Source organism: Coprothermobacter proteolyticus DSM 5265 (assembly GCF_000020945.1).
GTDB classification, from domain to species: Bacteria; Coprothermobacterota; Coprothermobacteria; order Coprothermobacterales; family Coprothermobacteraceae; genus Coprothermobacter; species Coprothermobacter proteolyticus.
In genome coordinates this window covers 1,290,733-1,310,843 of record NC_011295.1, presented here as the reverse complement: position 1 = coordinate 1,310,843, position 20,111 = coordinate 1,290,733, and the positions used below count along the sequence as shown (strand labels likewise).

The window sequence follows — 20,111 nt, the reverse complement described above, 5'->3', positions numbered from 1 at the left end:
ACCTAACTTTTGCAGCACTTAAGCTAATAAGGTAATGATGGTGGTTGCTGCTTAGAACTAAACGCTCCGGCAATATGCATCACGCCGGCAATGAGCAAAGCGATACCAGTTAAGACAGGTAGTGACAAAGCTGCAACAAACGGGTTAAGTATGATTAAGAATCCCGCTATTAGGAGTAGTACGTTAAGGATTATGCTAGTGATGTACATTGCACTGCTTATGAGTTTGTAGAAGCCAGCTCTGGTAAGTCCTAACACACCCTCAATAAAAAACCATATGCCGATGATGAATCCTAGAGCGCTTACAGCAAAGGCTGGTCGCGTCAAGAGAATAATCCCCAAGATTATGGCTATTATTCCGTATATTAGGTTGGCAGTAGACTCTTTGTATTTGAAGAGAAAAATAACGCCACTTATTAAGACTGCAATACCTACCAAAATAGCTAATGTAGTCATAGTAGCTGCTGGATTAGTTAAAACCAAAATGCCCACAATAATCATCAAAATGCCAATAAGCAAATTGGTCCAGTCAAAACGTGATTCCATAACAAATCGCCTCCCCTTTGTGTGTGTATTTATGCTGGTTATTATAGCATAGGGATGCCTGCAGCTAGACATTCCTCCATTGTTTCCTGGGGCCAAACGCTTGCTTGTACTTCGCCAATGTGCACTTTTCTAAGAAAAATCATGCAGAGGCGTGATTGGCCAATGCCTCCACCCATGGTTAAAGGAAGTTCACCACTAAGCAATCTTTTGTGATAGGGGAGGTCTTTCTTGTGAAGTTCACCTCTGAACTCTAACTGTTCAAGTAGGGACTTAGAATTCACTCTTATGCCCATGGAAGAAAGTTCCACGGCTTGGTCTAAAAGAGGATAATACACAATGATGTCACCATTTAAGCCATGATAACCTTTTTCTGTTATGGTGATCCAGTCATCGTAGTCTGCTGCTCTCCCGTCGTGCGGAAGCCCATCTTTAAGTGGATAGCCAATACCTATAATAAACACGGCCCCAAAGGTTTTCACCACAGCGTCTTCTCGTTCTTTAGGGGAGAGATCAGGATACATCTTCTGCAGCTCCTCACTGTGGATGAAATGAATCCTTGAAGGCAGAAAAGGGCCTGGCAAACTAGGGAAACGTTTGCATATGTCACGTTCAGTGTCTCTGATTATTCTGTATATTTTCCTGACCACGCGTTTGAGGAATGGTAGGTTTCTTTCTGCTTCTGTGATTACTATTTCCCAATCCCATTGATCCACGTAAAAGGAATGAAGGTTGTCTACCACCTCATCAGGTCTTATGGCGTTCATATCAGTGTAAATACCTTCACCAGGTAGAAAGCCATACCTGTGCAAGGCTTCTCTTTTCCATTTAGCTAAAGATTGGACAATTTCCACTTGGCTACCGTCTTTTGAGGTAAAGCTGACGGGTTTTTCAACACCGTTCAAGTTATCGTTTAAGCCTGTGTGGGCATTGACCATGAGCGGGGCAGATACTCTCTGCAAATTGAGTGCTTTGCTCAATTTCCTTTGAAATGAGTCTTTTATCAGCTTTATGGCTACTTCTGTTTCCCTAACATCAAGGTAGGGGGAGTAAGATCGTGGTAATTTCAGTCTGCTCTTCGCTTCCATTTCCAAACCTGTATGCAATCCCAGCACCCCTTTCTCTCATGCCCAACTTTTTTGTATGAAGGCAATTATAGTGGCTTAATGGCACTATGTGAAGAGAAAAGGAGAAGCATTAATTAAGTTTCAGTTAACTTGTTATTACGAAAAAAGGAAGAGCCATCAGGCTCCTCCTTTAAAAGTCGCTTCTGCTTTGCGGTTGCTAGCTTAGAATTGCTTTGCCAACTGCTCGGCTTCCTTCATGGCATCGGAAACCCGCTTCTCCACGTCTTCACCTATGATGTCAAGTCGCTGCGCAGCTATTAAGGAAACATCTTCCACACCGAAGAACTTAAACATGGTGGTTACGTATGTGCTTGCAAAGTTCCATTGGTCAAAAGGCGGAGTAAGGTATTCGCCACCTGTGCTCATGATAACCACGGCTTTCTTGTTCTTAAGTAAACCAACGGCTCCATTTTCTGTGTATTTAAACGTAATGCCGGTTACTGTGATGTAATCAAAGTAAGCCTTTAATATGGCTGGAATGCTTAGGTTCCACATGGGAGTTGCTATGACGTATTTGTCTGCTTCTGCAAACTGGTATGTGTATTTGAGAACTGGATGATCCTTTAGGTTGGATTTGTCTTTAGACATTATGGTGTTGATCTCTTCTTTTGACAAGAAATGGATGTTTTCCTTGTACAAATCCAATTCGATTATCTCATCCTCTGGGTGAGCTTTTTTGTATTCGTTAATAAAATGCTCTGAAATTCTGAATGTACGTGATTCCTCGTTGTTTTTTGGGTTAGCCTTGACATAAAGCACCTTTGCCATGTTCTTTCAACCTCCTCATAGCTTTACAAAGTGTTATCTGTTTCACGATTAGAATTATAACCATTCAAGACAAATGTCATTCACACATTAGAATGGGTCATAATAAACTTTTTTTAACAAAACGGGAACATGACACCGCAGTATATCTAAGCAGCAATTACCGGAAAAGCAAAAACTATTTGTGCGCCTGACAAAAGCACTTAACAATAAAACGGTTTAAATTATGGTTTATAGCCATTTTCTACTTCTAAGAAAGAGCGTCATGGCAATTACAGAGACAGCCATGAGTGTTAACGCCCAAACGTAGCCGTATGTCCAATGAAATTCAGGCATATCGAAATTCATACCGTAGATACCAGTGATCACGGTGAGTGGCATCATTATGGTGGTTATAGCTGTTAGCACCTTCATTATGTTGTTCATATTGTTTGACACGCTGGAAAGATAAGCATCCATGGAGGTGAAAACCATGTCGTGGTACATGTCAATCATGTCCAGAAGATGCATCAGGTGGTCATAGAGGTCCATGAGGTACATTCTGTTTTCCTCAGAAGATTGCATGGAATCATGTCTCATCATTAAGCTGAGTACATCCAGGTTGTTTGACACGCTCTTTCTCATTTGGTTTATTTCTTGCCTCAATTTAAAAATCTCATTTAGCACTTGTTGGTTTGGTCGCTGAAATATTCGTTCTTCAATTGTCTTCAGTTTATTGTCAATCTTATCAAGTATGGGGAAGTAGTTTGCTATGAGTCCATCAAGCAGGTTGTAAAGCAAAAAACCGACACCCCTATTGAGTAATTCGGGCTCACTTTTAATAGTGTTTATGGTATCTTCTATGAAATTGACATCTTTTTGATGTACTGTGACCAAGTAGTTCTTAGAGATGAATGCTGAAAACTGCGATAGTTTGACAACACTTCCTTTGTTTGATGCTGCGGTCGCTTCCATTAGGAGAAACGAGTAGTTTCCGTAACTGTAGAACTTCGGTCTTTCTCCTTCCTTCAGGGCGCTCTCTACGGCAATTGCGTGAAAGTGAAACCCTTCTTCAAGTAACTTTGCTTCCTCTTGACTGGGTTTTGTCAAATCGACCCAAATTGTTTTTTGCGTGTCACTTATGGCAGTAAGTACCTGTTTTGGGTCTGTCATTTCTTCTAAATTCGAAGTCTGATTATCGTATACAAGAACTCTCAGCACAGTCTTACCCCCTTTTCTGCGATATTATCTATTTTAAGCTTTTTCGGATTTCTTTTTGTTCACACCATAAAGCTTAAGGGTAAATAAGTTTGCTACTAAGAGCAGAGCATTAAGCGGGATTTTTATAACCGCTTCAGGCATTTTCAAAAGCTAGGCGTATTCAAGAAAAGGGAGAAAGGCTTTCATTAGCGCCTAAGTAGTTTCACTTTTCTTTACAGTACTTTTCGACTGCCCATATGCCTGTTGGGTGGATTCTTGTAGGTTTGGTGAGATGAAATCTATATATTTTCCCGTTGTTGGCTTCAACTAAGTATTCAGCTTTGCCCTGTGCATCGTTGCTCGGCGGGTCTTCCCGTCGGATGGTAGCTGATCCAATTCCCAGTTCATTTGTTAGAAACTCTTGTATGACTTGCAAGGGATTCAGACAACTGGTGTTATACCCCTGGTCTGCTTCCTGCTGTAAAGCGTGGGCTTCACTCATATCAATGGGGACCACAGTGCAAACTGATTCACCAGAACTGCTACACCCTCCAAGACTCATTACCATGAAAACCAAAATTACCGCTGAAATAATTTTCGCTTTCATTTCTCACCTTCTTTTATGTAGCTGTAATTATACTTCCTTAATTGTCGTGCTTCAGCTCTGTCTGGAGTGGCAATTCCTGTGTGTAGCATTCCTATTCTTCTAATTAGACGCCGTCTTCAAGTTTTCCAGAAGTACTTTCTGCTGTTGTGCAGGAAGTGAACAATGGACTGACTAGAAGCAAGCATAACAGAGCACTGATTTTCCCGCACCGACGCAGGAGAGATTTATAAACAATACTTCGCATTGAAATAGCATCACGAATAGCTAAGTGGCAAGCTATGCACCATAATAATGGTATACGCACGTTTAGTGCATGAAGGAAGAGGTGCAAATGATGAGCAAGCTTTTTACCCCTTTGCAGATTAAGGGACTTAGTTTAAAGAATCGCATTGGGATGTCTCCCATGTGCATGTACTGTGCAGGTGAAGATGGGTTAGCCACTGACTGGCATTTTGTCCATTATTCTACTAGGGCTGTTGGTGGGGTGGGTTTAATACTTCAGGAAGCTACCGCAGTGGAGAAAAGAGGCCGCATCACGGCTAATGATCTTGGGCTTTGGGATGATAACCAAATTGCTCCATTGAAGCATATTGTGGATTTTGTGCACAGCGTTGAATGCAAAATAGGTGTTCAGCTGGGGCATGCTGGTAGAAAATGCGAAGTCGAGGGGAAACACATTGTGGCTCCGTCAGCCATGCATTGGAGTGACAGCTACCCTGTACCAGAGGAACTAACTATGGCTGAGATACAGAAAATTGTTCAGGCTTTCGCTGAGGCAGGGAAAAGGGCAGTAAAGGCTGGATTTGACGCGTTAGAAATCCATGCTGCTCACGGTTACCTTATCCATGAATTCTTGTCACCTTTATCAAACAAAAGAACTGATAAATACGGCGGGGGAATAGAAAACAGGGTGAGATTTCTCAGGGAAGTTCTGGAGGCAGTAAGGAGCAATGTTCCAGAGGATATGCCCATTTTCATGCGCGTTTCGGCAACCGATTATGTGGAAGGTGGGCTCGATATTGATGAGACCATAGCCATCGTGAACATGGTGAAGGATTTGGTCGATGTTGTGGACTGTAGCTCGGGCGGGCTCTTGTCGCCACGCATCGACCTTTATCCAGGCTATCAAATCGGGTTTGCAGAGGCAGTAAAAAGGGAAACGGGTGTAGCTACTGCTGCTGTAGGCCTAATAACAAGTCCTGAAATGGCTGAAGAAATCATAGGTAACCAGAGAGCAGACTTAGTTTTGCTGGGTAGGGTCCTTTTAAGGCAGCCTTATTGGCCGTTGTATGCCGCTCATTTCCTAAAGGCGGACGTGGGATATCCAAAACAATATGAACGTGGCAGGTATCAGTGAGCTCACGCTCAGCAAAAGGGAAGGTGACTATGATGTTGGAAACCGATCTGCAGCCTCACATCAGGTTGGGCAGAAATCAGTCAGCTAATTATGCTCTTTTACCGGGCGATCCGGGTAGGGTTAAACGCATTGCTGCGTTTTTAGATGATGTGGAAGAGCTTGTATACAACCGCGAGTTCTGTAGCGTTCGTGGTAAATACAAAGGGGTATCAGTGTTGATTGTTTCTACTGGCATTGGCGGCCCCTCTACGGGGATAGCTGTTGAAGAACTTAACAAGACAGGCGTAAAAACGATGATACGCATTGGGAGTTGTGGTGCCCTTCAGGACAATATGAAAGTGGGCGACCTTGTAATTGCTCAAGCAGCTGTACGCGATGAAGGCACATCGAAAACATATATAGATCCTTGTTATCCTGCAGTTCCGGATCCTGATGTGATGTTCGCTATTTTGAAGTGTGCCAGGGAGCTGAACTATAGACATCACTGCGGCATCATAAGAAGCCACGATAGCTTTTACACAGACAGAGAGAATGAAATAGACAATTACTGGAGCGAGAGAGGCGTATTGGCTGCTGATATGGAGACAGCAGCTTTGTTTGTCATAGGACGTTTGCGAGAAGTCAGAACGGCTTCTATACTAAACGTGGTAACTGAAAAGACGGCAATTTTGGAGCAGAGCATCAACGACTATGCCAGTGGAGAACGAGCAGCAGCTATGGGTGAGGAAAGGGAAATCAAGTTAGCACTGGAGACCTTCGCTTTTCTGAGCGGCTTAGAATTGTCTTCCACTTGAACTGTAAAAGAAGGGCTCCACTGTGGATCGGCCGTCCAAAATAGGTAGTTGAGCACACCTTTTTGTACCCATGGATTAACAGCGGAGCCACCCTGCGCCCGTGCTGGCGGCAGGTATCAGGCTGGTCCAGTTAATACAAGAAGGATAACCACGATAGCGATGATGCATGTGCCTAAGCTCTGTCTTCACATGTCCCGAACGCGCCATTTTAAAACCCTTACTTGTTTATACACTCGCTGGGAAGTCTCTGGGCCTCCCAGCAAAATCCCAACGCTGTTAAAAGACATCGGTTAGTCGCATTTAGACTATTACATAAGATAGCACATGGTTGGTGCTCTTTTTAGGGCTAGTCGACCTCTTTGCCCTTGATCGAAAACTGTTGTACTGTTGCCTTAAAACCTTCTTCGTCTTTCGGAGCCCACGTAGACACTTCAGGTTCAGGAGGTGTTACAAAATGTTCGCTTGAATCACCTGAAACATGATAAATAAGTAATGGATTGAATTGGGTAAAAGGTGCCAATTCCCTGTCAGGTGTCTTTGGAGAAAAAGTGACTATTATCGATTCTACTGAGTTAGGCGCTATCGTGACTTGCTGGTAAGGTCCTCTCCTGTTTGTACTAACTGTAGACGTTGAAGAAGCTGCAGCGTCGGGAGGTAAATACATCTTCGCATCTAAATCTGTGCCAGTAGGACTAACCCCATCAACAATCACTTCCGTACTGCATGTGTTTCGAAGACCGAAAAGTTTGGTGGGATCGAGAAAAAAGGGGTGCCAAGATCGCTCTTCTGCTTTAAGGCAAGGTGTCGCGTCTGATGGCTCTCGCACTTCAATGATCCAGTGGACTGGGAAAACGAAATTATTTTTCGTTCCTGCAACTTTCACACTTGTTATTTCATGGATGCCTTCTGTTAAGTTTGATAACTCCACTGTTAGATAAGAGAATTTGTATTGGCGGTTTGTACCGTAAGTCTGGATGAAATCTGTGGGCCAGTATATCCAAGCGTTTTTAGAGGTAGGTTCTCCATCCATGACTACATTGAACGCGGCTTGTGTATACTGTTGGGGGTACTCATAGTCCTCTTCAGTACCGACACTCATTATGGGTATGTACGCTATAGCTTTTTCGTCTGTGGTAATGCCTGTGTAACCTTCCCACTTTGCTAAGTAAAGTCCGTCTTCCAGTTTACTTTGTTGTGTAGTACAACCCATCATTGACAGGCAAACTAGAAGCAAACAGCTCAGAGCGGTTATCCGAAACATTCTCTTATTTCCACTCTTATACATTTAGTCCCCCTCCTTTTTCCACCTCGTGTATGAGTGTGGATTCCCTACATGTATGTTAGCTTACTTTTTGTTGTTTGGTGCTCCTCTGCATAAAGTAACACTTACATATTGGAAAAGATTTTCTAAACAAGGCTTGGTGAAAAAGGGCCGGCTTTCGGCCAGCCCCCTTATAAGTAGTTGTTTTAACCTGCTTGGTATGTTATTCTGATGCTCTTTGTATCAGGTAGCCATTCTACATCGCAACCAAGAGATTCTGCTACAAACCTTAAAGGAACCATGGTTCTGCTGTTTGTGATTTCTGGTACCACATTGGGGTTAGATGGGTCGATCATTACTTCTTGGCCATTAACCTTAGCCTTGTTCTTTCCTATCCAAAGGTTTATGGACTTTCCTTCATAGGTTATATCAACGCGCCTGTCAGCAGAGTCCCATTTAACCTGCCCACCCATGGCTTCAACAACGGCCCTAATGGGGAGCAGAGTGCGGCTGTTCTTTATGATTGGTGGTGCATCTAAGATTTTGGCTTGATTATTTACCTTGAACTGCGGCTTTCCGACTTGGAGTTCAATGAGATTGAGTGGAACCAACTGGATAGTTATGAGTTTCCAAGTTTCCACTGTTAATTCATCCAAAACCTTTCTCCGCGCGATTACTGTGACTTTGTTCACCTGTGTTGTTAGTGGGATGTTTGCTTTGAACATTCCACTACTGTCTACGGGGACATTTTCTCCGTTTATCTCCACAAAGTTGCCCGCTTCTGTTTTTCCGCTCAGAACCAACACCGGATCTGGTTCGAATACGTACTTTGTAACGGTATACTCCTCAGGAATATTCACTGTTAACGATGGGGGAGTTGTATCTGGACTGTTCTTTACTTGAATGTAGCCCGATGCAGTCTCCACATTTATGTACACGTATTGTTGTTCTTTTACCGATATGCCGGAATCAGAAGCAGCTATAACATATTTGTATTTTCCATCCTTCACAGGAAACTTGTCCTCGCCTAAGCCGTTCCAGACAGCTTTGTAATGTCCTATTAACAGTCCTCTCTCAGAGTAAAAAGTGGTTACCGTGGCATTGTTTTCATCAAGTATGGACACTTCAACCAATGAGACCGAGTTCATAAAATATCCATATGGAATTGTGGTAGGGGTGTCCACAAGCGCGGCTGGACCATCAATAGAGCCAAACCTCAATGTGAAATCAATTGTCACCGTCCGTTGCTCAGGGATGCTGAAGTCAAGAACAGTAGAAGATGCTCTCACGTTGGCAAGCTTTGATGGCCTAGTTTCAGTAACAGGGAACCACCAAGCTGATGGATCATTCCAAATAAGTACAGGCACATGTACCTTTGTATCTCCATTAGTAAGCCAAATTAAGCCTTCGTGAGGTCCTTTTGAAAGTTTCGTTAGGTCGGCTGAGGGGATCAATGTTACTGTGGCCGAGCCCCCCTTTGGTATTGTCAATGTGCTTGGGGAAATAGATAGCTTCAGCCCATCATTAGCACCGAGTTCGAAATTGCCCAACGTTAGTTCCACTGATGCCGAGAGAGTCAGAGTAGTCCCACTAACATTCTTTACGACCAGATCCGCAGTTTTTAGCCCAGTTGCTGTCATTGATATAGAGTAGGGCTCTACTAAAACGCTTGTTTCCAAGGCTCTTAACGCATCTACGCGGCCAGAACCTTGCATGAGTGACGATTCAGGCTCTTTGTTGTCGTCATTATAGAAAACAGTGGCTGTGTTTATAAGCGACGCTCTTACGTCTTCTGTTGACCAATCTGGATGACCTTGCTTAATGAGTGCGGTTATTCCAGAAACTAAAGGCGTCGAGAAGGAAGTTCCCTCTTCATAAACATATCTGCTTCCAGTAGCTGTGTTGAACGTATAGGCAGGAGCTATTAAATCTGGTTTGAGACGAAAGTCAATTGATGGGCCCATGGAAGAAAAGGGCGCAACTCTTGCTACGGGCATATCTGTGGAGACAGAGCCTCCCACAGTGATCACATTCGGTTCGGTAGAAGTTGTTAGCAGTGGTGCTGAATAGCCTTTGGGGCAGAGGTCTGGTGAAAAAGGATCGTCGCAATAAACAGCTGATCCCGAATTTCCCGCTGCGGCCACAACGATTATGTTCAAGGTTTCCAGATTTTCTATTATTTCCTTGCCGTAATCGGTTTTTAGTCTGGACTCGTCGGTTAAGGAAATGTTTATTATGTCTGCACCATCTTTAGCTGCTTGGTCGATGGCCGGATAAATGTTACCAGAGGCTAAAAGTATGTCACTAGTTGGTGTTGTGGTTGTCAATGTGGGCAACACTTTGTAAGCCAATAGTTTTGCTTTTGGTGCAGTTCCCTTTAGTCGACCATCAGCGGCAATTGTACCTGCTACTAACGTTCCATGCCCCATTTGATCCATGGGGTCGCTATCGTCATCGCCGAAATCGTAACCTCCGATGACCTTGCAAGAAGGTCCCAAACAGCCGCCTAAGTCTGGGTGAGTATAATCCACACCAGTATCAATTACTGCGATGACAATCTCGCTTCCTTCAATGGGATTGCCTTTTGCATCCTTCATCTGCCATACGTCTTTTACATGGAGTCCCGTGAGGACTTCTTCGTTCATGTGTGCAAGCACTAAATCTTCAGAGCCTGCAGTTGGAGTCTCGGCTACTATGGCACTTAGTTCAGGCATTTGACCCATAGGTATGGGATACACTGCTCTTACTTCTTTAATGTCTGCAATCTTGCTTAAATCTACACCTCTCGCCTTCATAGTAAATCCATTCAGTGTCCAGGTGAGGTTATGTCCTATTTCTGCATCAGGTGACATTTGCTTGATCTTATTAACCACCGTGCTTTGAGTCATTATGAGTTTGTTCTCATAGGAAGAACTATTGGAATCAGATTTAATGCTATTAGTATCCAACTTGTCAGTTCCAGTTCTGTTTTTAGTATGTTCGATGACGGGTTCATCCCTTAGAACAACCATGACATCTTGAAATGCAGTGGAGGTTAGCATCTCCTGGGTAAGATCAGAAGAAAGCTTCGAAAGCGTATCTGCCTTAGATGGTAGTGCCACAAATGAACACGCAAGCACCATAATGAGGAGTGATGCTAACCCTCTCTTAATAATTGATTTCATCCCCCTTTACCTCTCTTCCTTGTGTATGGTATGCGAGCATTTTAGCATTACATCCAGGTTCAATGTGTTTTTTAAAGAACAAAAAAGGGGAGAGGAAAGTCCTCTCCCCAAAATAGCTATGAGCTGTTAGATTAGTCTTGATAGGTTGTCCTAATAGGAGGGGAAAAGGATTGTTATCGTTTTGGTTTTGTCATCCCACTCCACTTGACAACCTAAAGACTCTGCTACAAACCTTAAAGGAAGCATGGTGCGTCCGTTTATAATCTCTGGCACTACATTAGGATTACTTGGATCTATCATTACTTCCTTGCCATTGACCTTTGCTGTGTTCTTACCTATCCACAAAGTAACAGTTTTGCCTCTGTATTCTATGTCTACACGTTTTTCCTCGGCGTTCCAATTAACTTGTCCACCCATAGCTTCTACAACAGCCCTTATAGGCAGTAGCGTTCTGTCGTTCTTAATCACAGGTGGGCTGTCTAAAAGCATAGCTTGATTGTTTAGCTTAAATACTGGGTTACCTATCTGCAGTTCTATAATGCTAAGCGGTGCGGGTGTGATAGGCACTGTAGGTGTGTTTTGATCAGCGTAATTAGCAGGAATATAAGCAAATGAAGAACCTGTTACAGTTAAAGAAGGCGTTAATGTAGCATTGTTACCTACTGTGATGTAGCCTGTATACTGCGTATCTGTATCAATTATGGGAATATCAAAGCTGGTAAAGTAGTCTGTTACAGTTATTACATACTTATACTCACCTGCAGGCACAGGCTGACCATTGCTGTCTTTACCATTCCATACAGCTCTGTAGTGTCCTATAAGCAAGTGTCCTTGGTCAAACACTGTAGCAACTGTAGCACCGCTTTGATTAACGATGTCTACACGTATTTCATCAGCATAGTTGCTCCAGTAAGGCTCAGGGGACCCCCATGAAGAACCTGAGATAGAACCTCTGTTAAGTGTAAAATCTATGGCTACATCACTACTGTTAGGTAGCTTAGTAGCTCTGACATTAATCAGCTTTGGTGGTAGCTTACTGTTGTAACCTGCATCAAACGGATTGCTTCTTTCCCACCAAATAGTATTAAGGTCGTTCCATATAAGCATGGGCACATGTAAGGTAGCAGTATCGCTGTAAAACCATATGAGCGCTTCATGTGATCCTTTGGTAAGTTTGCTTAAATCAGCTTTTGCTGTTAAACCTAAGGTAGCACTTAAGCGTGGACTGACAACAATCCTGCTACTTGTTAAAGAAAACGTCAAACCATCATTTTGACCGTATTCAAAGTTGCCTAAAGTAGGTTGCACCGTTACTGTAAATGTTTGCGTCGCATCGGTAACGTTCTTTACTGTTAATACTACAGGATGCAAGCCTGTAGCAGTCATATCTATTTCATAAGGAGTTATCAAAGCAGGTGTTTTTACAGCAGCTACTCCATCAATCAAGCCTGAACCTTGTATCATTACGCTTATAGGTTCACCAGTAACTTTGTTGTATAAGACGCTTGCTGTATTCATAAGAGAAGCTCTAACTTGTTCAGCAGTCCAATCTTTGTGTGCCTGCTTAACCAGTGTAGCTACAGCACCAGCAAAAGGTGCTGAACAAGAAGTGCCACCAAACATGTTGTAATACCGCATGAACGTAGCTGGATAACCAACGTAGCCAAGCAAGTCAGGCTGTATTTCTCCATTTAAGCTCGGACCTATGGAAGAGTATTCTGCAACTTCACCACCATTTGCAAATACATCGTAAGCACCTATAGAAAGCGTAGTAGGTTCAGCTACACGCTCGCCTACTGGTGAAAAGAACGTGCCACCACGGAAGTGTAAGAAGTAATGGCGTGCATCTTCTAAAAGGGCACTACCAAAGTTCCCTGGTGATACAAAAATTACCATGCCTTGTTTTTCTGCTTTTTCATACAAAGACTTAAAGTAAGGGTCTGTAAACTCTCTTGTGTAGTTGGGTTCTCTACCTCCTACAGTAAAACCAGAGGAAAAGTTTAAGTAGTCTATTTTATCTTCTATGGCACGCTCTAACCCTTTAAAGCCTACATCTGGGAACGATTGTCCTGAATAGCCGTAAATAGTGGCTTCGTATGCTACACCTTTCATACTGCCATTAGCGACCATCTGTCCACTAAGAAGTGTTCCATGAGAATAATCACGGTTTCGGGGCATGATGTCTGGTGAGTTTTCGTCAAAGTTCCAGCCTCCAGCTACTTTACAACCGCTACCTAAACAACCACCTAAGTCTGGAACTTTATAATCTATTCCATCATCGATGATACCAATTTTCATACCTGAACCTGTAAGACCCATATTCCAAAGCGTGGTAACACCAGCAATGTCGTAAGCTTGTTTAATACGATCCAATGTTTGCGTGTTCACATTCGAATTAGCAGAAGCGTACGAATTTGTGAGTGGGATAAGCAAAAGGAGAACCAAGAGCAGGCTTATAGCACTGCTAAGCTGTTTAAAACCTTTCCTCACCTCCAAAACCTCCCTCTATCAAAACTAGGGCTTATGCCCCTATTCATATTTTAATGCTTCTGAAGAAGAAGGATGCTTAAAAAGGGTAGCTCTGTGTGGCTATTACACCTGGTAAAACCGCTTGCAGTAGCTCACCATATGTTCTAATGTGGACTAAAGCAAGCGTGTGCAACAACCATGGTGACGCTGCTAAGCTCTTGGATAGTAGTAACCGGTAGTGTGTTCAGCTCAATGCCGTAACAGCAAAAGAAAATAAAACCGAAGAGAGACATGGAAACGTAATAGTTGAGCTCCATGTCTCTCTCTTTTACGCTTTCTGTCCTTAAGGTTCTTCTTCGTAGCTAATGTATATGTTCTTAAACACAGGGTCCCATTCAACAGTAGCACCCATAGTTTCTGCTATAAACCTAAGCGGCACCATCGTTCTACTATTGGAGATGATAGGAACTACCTGTGGGTTTTGTGGGTCTATGTAAACTGGTTGCCCATTAACTGAAGCTTTAGGATTACCTATGGTTAGCAAGATAGTCTTATCGCCTATTTTTACAGTTACCTGCTTTGTATCAGGATTCCAGTTTACCTGTGCATTAAATGCTTCTGCTATAGCACGCAAAGGCACAAGTGTCCTATCGCTTACTATGATAGGTGGTGCATCTAACTGAATAGGAGACAGGTTATGAAGCATTTCCTTTGAACCAACTTGCAAAGATATATTGTGCTTTAGCACATACTTAACAACAACGTTAAAGTCAGAATGAATGTTAGACAGCGTTAAAGAATCTTTTACTCCTGAAAGCTGTCCATTTATTGTGACGCTTTTTAATGTCCAGCCGTCAGTCCGTTGTAAAGGTATGGTAATTGTGTCGCCTTCTGTTACTGTTTTTGTCCAGCTGTTTCCTAAGTTGTCTGAGTAAACAATTTCATATTCTTTGTCTGCATCAGCTTCAAACTTTGCAGTTACAGTAGCTGAACTGTTTAAGGTTAGTATGCGAATAGGGTTAGTGCTTCCGTCTTCCCATGAAACAAAATGGTAACCAGCATTGGGTATTGCTGTTAACTGCACTTGCTGTCCTTGTCTAAAAGGTTCAGAAGGAACAGTTTTTACAGTGCCACCCTGAGAAGGAGTAACAAAGATAGCTAAACTAACAGTAGGTGTTGGCTCTGGCTCTGGCGTAGGCTTTGGTTGTGGTGTTGGTAATGGTAGTGGTGTTGGTGAAGGTTCAAGCACTGGATAAGTTCCAGCAGTGTTTAAGCGTATGCGTATTGGCTTAGAATTGCCTATGTTCAGCGTATCTTCCCACGGAGCATTGTCTGAGCGGCGTATAAATACGGTGTCTGGTTGGAGTTTAAGATTGGGTAAAATTTCAGGTTTGCCAGTTGTTGGAAGAACATACCTACTATCTGGAGATGTAATCTTTATCTGCACATTCCAATAACCAGGGGCAAGTGGAATCATGCCTACTGGTATGCTGTAGTATCCTATTTCTGGTGCTGTTCCAGAAGTAGAAAAGATGGGCTCGCCTGCTTCTGTAATTTTCCCAGGTGCTACATATACAGTGTATTGGCTGTTAAAAGTAGCAGTCCAAAACTCAACGCTCTTTAAGTAAATCGGTGTAGTAACAGTCCACTGCATGCCCATCCAAGCAGTATTGCTACCAAACGATTCTGAGCCAAGTGCTGTTCCGTTATCGCCTGCTAAAACAATGTCGTTAGGATCAAATACTGTTGCTGTTACATAAGCAAAATTCTTTTCAATACCCGCTTTTCCATACTTTATGTAGCCATAGCCGTTTCGTCCCCAAGAAGTTCCATAATTGTTTCTAACTATCCATACTCCAAGGCTATCATCCCATCCAGTTAGCAGTGCTTCGTGGTTGATAAAGACAACAGAAGCTGTTGCAATAACAGTTGCATTACGACTCACATCTGTATAATCCTCACGTGCAGTATAATAACCAACTTCCATAGGTCCGTGTTCTAATAATGCCTGTTTTACCTTAATAATTTCTTCTTCTGTTTGATCACTTACAGCTACTACTTTAAAGCTGTCTGCACGGTATTTTACAGGACATGAAGGAAGCGTGCAACTTGAACCTACACAGCACATAGCAGCTGTAGCTGAAAGATATGGTAAACAGTCTTCTGAAGCTTGTCCAACTCTAATTAGTGCTTCTGCTGCAGCCCATTTTGTATTGCCTTCTTCTCTTAATGCACAAGGCGATGTAGAAGTTATCATAACAGGTGCAAGTTTACCAGTTGCTCTTACAAGCCATGCTTCTGATAAGTCTACTTTTTCGTGATACTGCAAAGCAATTACTGATTCAAATGCTCCTGTTAACCCGAAAGCCCAGCAAGTGCCGTAAGGTGATTGATCTCTGCCTTCTGGAACAATGCCGTAGTCAGCCCAATTAAAACGTGTAGGTAGCTGTTCAAACTTAAGAGGCAACTGCGGAACAGTAGCTGTTTCTACAGTGTTTGCTAAAACTTGTGGATTGGTAGCAGGTAGCGATACAGGTGTTATTAACAGCATCAGTGCTACTAATACAGCACTGCTTAGTTTACGTAAACCTTTTAGTTTCATTCTTTTACACCCCTTTCCTTACCTTATATGAGTTTCCCAACTTTACATACTATTTTACTGCATTCTCTTAAATAAACCTCATAAGCAGCAGTATAAACCTGCTGTGCTAAATCGCTTTGCACAGTGCTAACAACTTCACTGTAAAAAGCTTCTAACTCTTCTTGCGTAACAGGTTTTTCTGCTCTATCACGGATAACTTCTTTTAAGGCAGTGTTCCTGCTTTCATCGTCCCAGTGTCCCTCGCAACCTAAGGAAAGTATTTACTTAGGAAAAAGACAAACAAAACAACTAATGCTTGTTACTTGCTCTGAGGTATTGACAAGTAGGTGAACGGTACTTTAAAATGTAGTTAAACGTTTTCGTTTAACGTTTTCGTAAAGAAATGGGAGAAGGGCGGGCAAGAATGGCGACCATTAAGGACGTTGCAAGATTAGCAAATGTCTCCATTACCACGGTCTCCAGAGTCATTAACAACAAGCCCGAAGGGGTCAGTGAGGAGACCAGACAAAGAGTTTTGCAGGTAATGGAGCACTTGAATTACCAACCCAACAGGGTTGCCAGAGGTCTAGTAACCAGAAGAACGAACACTTTAGGCCTTATCCTTCCAGATATTACAAATCCCTTTTTCCCAGAGATTGCAAGAGCCGTAGAAGACACAGCAAATAAACACGGCTACAATATTATCCTTTGCAACACTGATGACCGCAGTGATAAAGAAGAACTTTATATCAGGGTACTGAAGTCGAAATGTGTCGACGGCATAGTCTTCACAAGTAGCAGCATGCCTGTGTTCAAGCACGTGAAACAATTAAGAGATTACAAGATGCCATTTGTTTTACTGGATCGCCACTTTTATGATGAGAAATTGCCTGGCGTGTATACCGACGGTTATGAAGGCATGTACGAAATCACACGCTATGTTCTTGAAATGGGTCACAGGAAAATTGCTTACATAGGTGGACCACATGAGAGCCCTAACTCCATGTACAGATATGCAGGTTTTGAGCAGGCTTTGAAAGATTTTGGATTAGTCTTAGATAAAGAGCTTATGGTAGAAGGGAACTACAAGATTTCTGGAGGTAGTGAAGGCGTATTAGAGCTTCTTAAAAGGGGAAGGGACTTTACTGCTGTAGTTTGTGCTAATGACCTCATGGCTATTGGTGCCATGGAGGTACTTAAAGGGGCAGGTTTTCGAATTCCTGAGGACGTTTCTATTACTGGATTTGATGACATACCCATGGCCAAATATGTAGAACCAAAGCTAACTACTGTGGCGCAACCTTGCTACAAGATGGGTGAGGTAGCAACTGAACTGCTAATCAAACTCATAGAGGGAAAAACAGTTGAAGATACGGTTATCACCTTAAAACCAAAGTTGATAATTAGAAATTCTGTTAAGAAGGTGATCTAATGAAAGCCGTCGTTATCGGCAGTATGAATATGGACTTTACCATGGATGTGGACCATCTTCCTTCAAAGGGCGAAACTGTTCCAGCAGTTCGCTTACGTACGAGTCCGGGAGGAAAGGGTTTAAATCAAGCTGTTGCTTTAGCAAGGCTTGGTGCTGAGGTACTAATGGTGGGAGCGGTGGGCAACGACGCTTCAGGCAAAGTACTCCTTGGCAATCTGCCTAAAGACCGTATTCCAGATTTCGCCATAAAGACGGTGGATGATTCCACTGGCAATGCTTTCATTACTGTGGATTCACAGGGAAATAACACCATAGTTGTCTACCCAGGTGCGAATTACAAGTTAGATATGCATTGGGTTGAATCGTTCAAAGGTGAAATTGAGTCAGCAGATTTTGTAGTTTTGCAGATGGAAATCCCTGTTGAAACCGTTATAGCTTCTATTGAACTGGCACATAACTTGAATACGAAAGTGGTATTGAACCCTGCACCTGCTTTGCCTCTCCCTGATTATGTTTATACTATGGTCGATTTAGTAATCCCGAATGAAACTGAGCTTGCTTTATTAACAGGGGAGACCAACATAGTTGAAGGGGCAAGAAAACTGCTACAGATGGGAGCGAATGCAGTTGTTGTTACTCTGGGCTCAGAAGGTTGTTTCTACAAAGATGCAAATCAGGAGATCTCCGTGGAGGGCTTTAAGGTTAATGCCATAGATTCAACGGCCGCAGGGGATGCTTTCATCGGTGGTTTGCTAACGGCTTTAGGTCGGCACGAAGACATTGGAACTGCTATGAAATTTGCAAACGCGGTTGGTGCAATAACGGTAACTAGGCCCGGAGCCCAGGAATCCATACCCACATATGAGGAAGTGGAGGAATTTCTCAGGAGGAGAGAACCGTGAAAAAGACAATTTTGATCAACTCGAGACTGTCAGAAGTCATTGCCTCCATGGGGCACACAGACACCATAGCTATTGCAGACAGTGGCTTGCCAATACCTAAAGGTGTTGAAAGAATAGATCTGGCTTTAACTCGTGACATACCAAGATTCCTGGATACTTTAAGAGTTATACTCTCCGAACTTTGCGTGGAAGAAGCCATTATAGCCACTGAGATGAAGGAAAAGAGTCCTGAGACTTATGCAGAATTGCTCAAGATTTTAGGCAATATACCGATTAAGGAAGTCTCTCATGAAGAGTTAAAGGTTATGACTAAGGAATGTGTGGCAGTGGTCCGTACTGGCGAATACACGCCTTATTGCAACATCATCCTCAGATCAGGGGTGGTCTTCTAAATGCCACTTCTCGAAATGAAGGGCATTTGCAAGCAATTTCCCGGTGTGATGGCTCTTGATGATGTATGTCTTACGCTTGACAGTGGAGAAGTCTTGGCATTGCTGGGAGAAAACGGAGCCGGGAAGTCCACTCTGGTGAAAATCTTGAGCGGCGTATACACCATGGATAAGGGTCAAATAAAAATAAATGGTGACATCGTGGACATCAGAAATGTATGGGATGCCATGAAGCTTGGCATAGGCATAATACATCAGGAGTTGAACCTCATACCTGACTTAACAGTTTACGAAAACATCTTTTTGGGTAGGGAGAAGAGAAATTCTGTTACCAAGCGTATTGATAAATCATATTTGAAGCAAGAAAGCAAGAAGTTATTAAATCGGCTCGGGGTCGACATTGATGTTGAAAGAATTGTCAAAACGCTTAGTGTTGCAGAGCAGCAAATGGTAGAAATAGCCAAGGTCCTTTCGATGGACTGCCGAATAATAATCATGGACGAACCCACAGACGCTTTGACTACTGATGAGGTTCAGAACCTTTTCAAGGTCATCCGAGCATTAAAGTGTGAAGGCAAAGGAATCATACTGATTAGCCACAAGATAGAGGAAATAATGGAGATTGCTGACAGAGTTGAAGTTCTGAGAGATGGTAAATACATTGGAACAAAGGTCGTTGCTGAAACTAATACTGATGAACTCATCAAGATGATGGTTGGTAGAGAATTAAAAGAAAAGTTTCCCAAAGTAAAAGTTCCTGTCAGTGATGTTGTTCTTGAAGTGCGTAACTTAAGTGTCCCAGGATTGTTACATGATATAAGTTTTGAACTTAGAAAAGGCGAAGTTCTTGGCATAGCGGGGCTTGTGGGAGCAGGACGTACTGAGCTTGCAAAAACATTATTTGGTGTTTACAAATACAGCGGTGATGTTTTCGTAGAGGGAAAGAAATTAAAGCTTACATCCACAAGCGCTGCCATAGAAGCCGGAATTGTTTATCTGACAGAGGATAGAAAAGAGGAAGGACTTTTCTTGGATAAAAGTGTTTCCTACAACATGACGTTGGCAACCCTCAAAGTGTTCACTGGTTTACTTGGCAAAGTGGATACGCGGAAGGAAGCTCAAACCGTGAGTGATTATGTGCAACGCCTGAGAATTAAGACCCCCTCTATTTCTCAGACAGTTGAGAATTTGAGTGGTGGTAATCAACAGAAAGTACTCGTCGGGAAGTGGCTCATGACTCAACCCAAGATAATGATTTTGGATGAACCGACGCGTGGAATAGACGTAGGTGCCAAGGTGGAAATTTACAACTTGATCAACGAACTCAAGAAAAATGGCATTGCGATAATCATGATTTCTTCCGAACTACCTGAAATATTGGGAATATGCGACAGAATTCTGGTAATGCACGAAGGAAGAATTACAGGGTGTTTAGAAGATAACGAGGCCACGCAAGAAAAAATTATGCGTTATGCCATCAGTACGGGAGGTATGTATTTTGAAGCCAACTAAGAAAAGAGACTGGTCAGTTTTCTTGAGGGG

General features: G+C 42.8%; 15 protein-coding genes. 6 read left to right on the top strand and 9 right to left on the bottom strand.

Translation table 11 applies throughout. The features are described 5' to 3' along the window. Positions 1–23: 23 nt before the first annotated feature. From COPRO5265_RS06785 to COPRO5265_RS06765, 5 genes are all read right to left on the bottom strand, one after another. Entirely contained in the window at positions 24–545 is a 522-nt protein-coding gene (locus COPRO5265_RS06785; protein WP_012543826.1) for an HdeD family acid-resistance protein, read from the bottom strand. Positions 546–586: 41 nt separating this feature from the next. Beyond that, complete coding sequence (gene asnA / locus COPRO5265_RS06780) at positions 587–1,630, bottom strand: aspartate--ammonia ligase (RefSeq protein WP_012544853.1); 1,044 nt, start codon at positions 1,628–1,630, stop codon at positions 587–589. Between the two features lie 201 nt (positions 1,631–1,831). Next, positions 1,832–2,437 (bottom strand): FMN-dependent NADH-azoreductase, encoded by a 606-nt coding sequence (locus COPRO5265_RS06775; protein ID WP_012543705.1) that lies wholly within the window; start codon positions 2,435–2,437, stop codon positions 1,832–1,834. A 228-nt stretch (positions 2,438–2,665) separates the two neighbouring features. Beyond that, positions 2,666–3,634 carry a magnesium/cobalt transporter CorA gene (gene corA, locus COPRO5265_RS06770; protein ID WP_012544227.1) on the bottom strand — a complete coding sequence of 323 codons (969 nt, stop codon included), beginning with the start codon at positions 3,632–3,634 and terminating at the stop codon, positions 2,666–2,668. A gap of 202 nt (positions 3,635–3,836) precedes the next feature. Continuing rightward, entirely contained in the window at positions 3,837–4,220 is a 384-nt protein-coding gene (locus tag COPRO5265_RS06765; protein ID WP_041735846.1) for a hypothetical protein, read from the bottom strand. 334 nt (positions 4,221–4,554) lie between these two features. Here COPRO5265_RS06765 and namA point away from each other — a divergent pair, with 334 nt between their 5' ends. Beyond that, positions 4,555–5,577, top strand: a complete 1,023-nt coding sequence (namA, locus tag COPRO5265_RS06760; protein WP_012543846.1) for an NADPH dehydrogenase NamA — start codon at positions 4,555–4,557, stop codon at positions 5,575–5,577. Positions 5,578–5,609: 32 nt separating this feature from the next. After that, positions 5,610–6,371, top strand: a complete 762-nt coding sequence (locus COPRO5265_RS06755) for a nucleoside phosphorylase (RefSeq protein ID WP_012543645.1) — start codon at positions 5,610–5,612, stop codon at positions 6,369–6,371. A 346-nt stretch (positions 6,372–6,717) separates the two neighbouring features. Here COPRO5265_RS06755 and COPRO5265_RS06750 read toward each other — a convergent pair whose 3' ends face one another. From COPRO5265_RS06750 to COPRO5265_RS07425, 4 genes are all read right to left on the bottom strand, one after another. Next, entirely contained in the window at positions 6,718–7,656 is a 939-nt protein-coding gene (locus COPRO5265_RS06750) for a hypothetical protein (RefSeq protein WP_012544693.1), read from the bottom strand. A 182-nt stretch (positions 7,657–7,838) separates the two neighbouring features. Then, on the bottom strand, positions 7,839–10,796 hold the full coding sequence (locus COPRO5265_RS06745; RefSeq protein WP_041735843.1) for a S8 family serine peptidase: 2,958 nt from the start codon (positions 10,794–10,796) through the stop codon (positions 7,839–7,841). 150 nt (positions 10,797–10,946) lie between these two features. Next, positions 10,947–13,286 carry a stalk domain-containing protein gene (locus COPRO5265_RS07515; protein WP_012544299.1) on the bottom strand — a complete coding sequence of 780 codons (2,340 nt, stop codon included), beginning with the start codon at positions 13,284–13,286 and terminating at the stop codon, positions 10,947–10,949. Between the two features lie 322 nt (positions 13,287–13,608). Next, entirely contained in the window at positions 13,609–15,867 is a 2,259-nt protein-coding gene (locus COPRO5265_RS07425; RefSeq protein WP_012544092.1) for a stalk domain-containing protein, read from the bottom strand. A 403-nt stretch (positions 15,868–16,270) separates the two neighbouring features. On the opposite strand from COPRO5265_RS07425, the gene COPRO5265_RS06730 reads away from it, so the two are divergent. The 4 genes from COPRO5265_RS06730 to COPRO5265_RS06715 are packed head-to-tail and all read left to right on the top strand — an operon-like array spanning position 16,271 to position 20,081. Further along, complete coding sequence (locus COPRO5265_RS06730) at positions 16,271–17,278, top strand: LacI family DNA-binding transcriptional regulator (protein ID WP_012544132.1); 1,008 nt, start codon at positions 16,271–16,273, stop codon at positions 17,276–17,278. After that, positions 17,278–18,180, top strand: coding sequence for a ribokinase (rbsK, locus tag COPRO5265_RS06725; protein WP_012544127.1), 903 nt, complete (start codon positions 17,278–17,280; stop codon positions 18,178–18,180). The genes COPRO5265_RS06730 and rbsK overlap by 1 nt, the downstream gene beginning before the upstream one ends. Next, positions 18,177–18,572 (top strand): D-ribose pyranase, encoded by a 396-nt coding sequence (gene rbsD / locus COPRO5265_RS06720; protein WP_012544589.1) that lies wholly within the window; start codon positions 18,177–18,179, stop codon positions 18,570–18,572. Before rbsK ends, rbsD begins: the two co-directional genes overlap by 4 nt. Further along, positions 18,573–20,081 (top strand): sugar ABC transporter ATP-binding protein, encoded by a 1,509-nt coding sequence (locus COPRO5265_RS06715; protein ID WP_012543951.1) that lies wholly within the window; start codon positions 18,573–18,575, stop codon positions 20,079–20,081. Positions 20,082–20,111 lie beyond the last annotated feature (30 nt).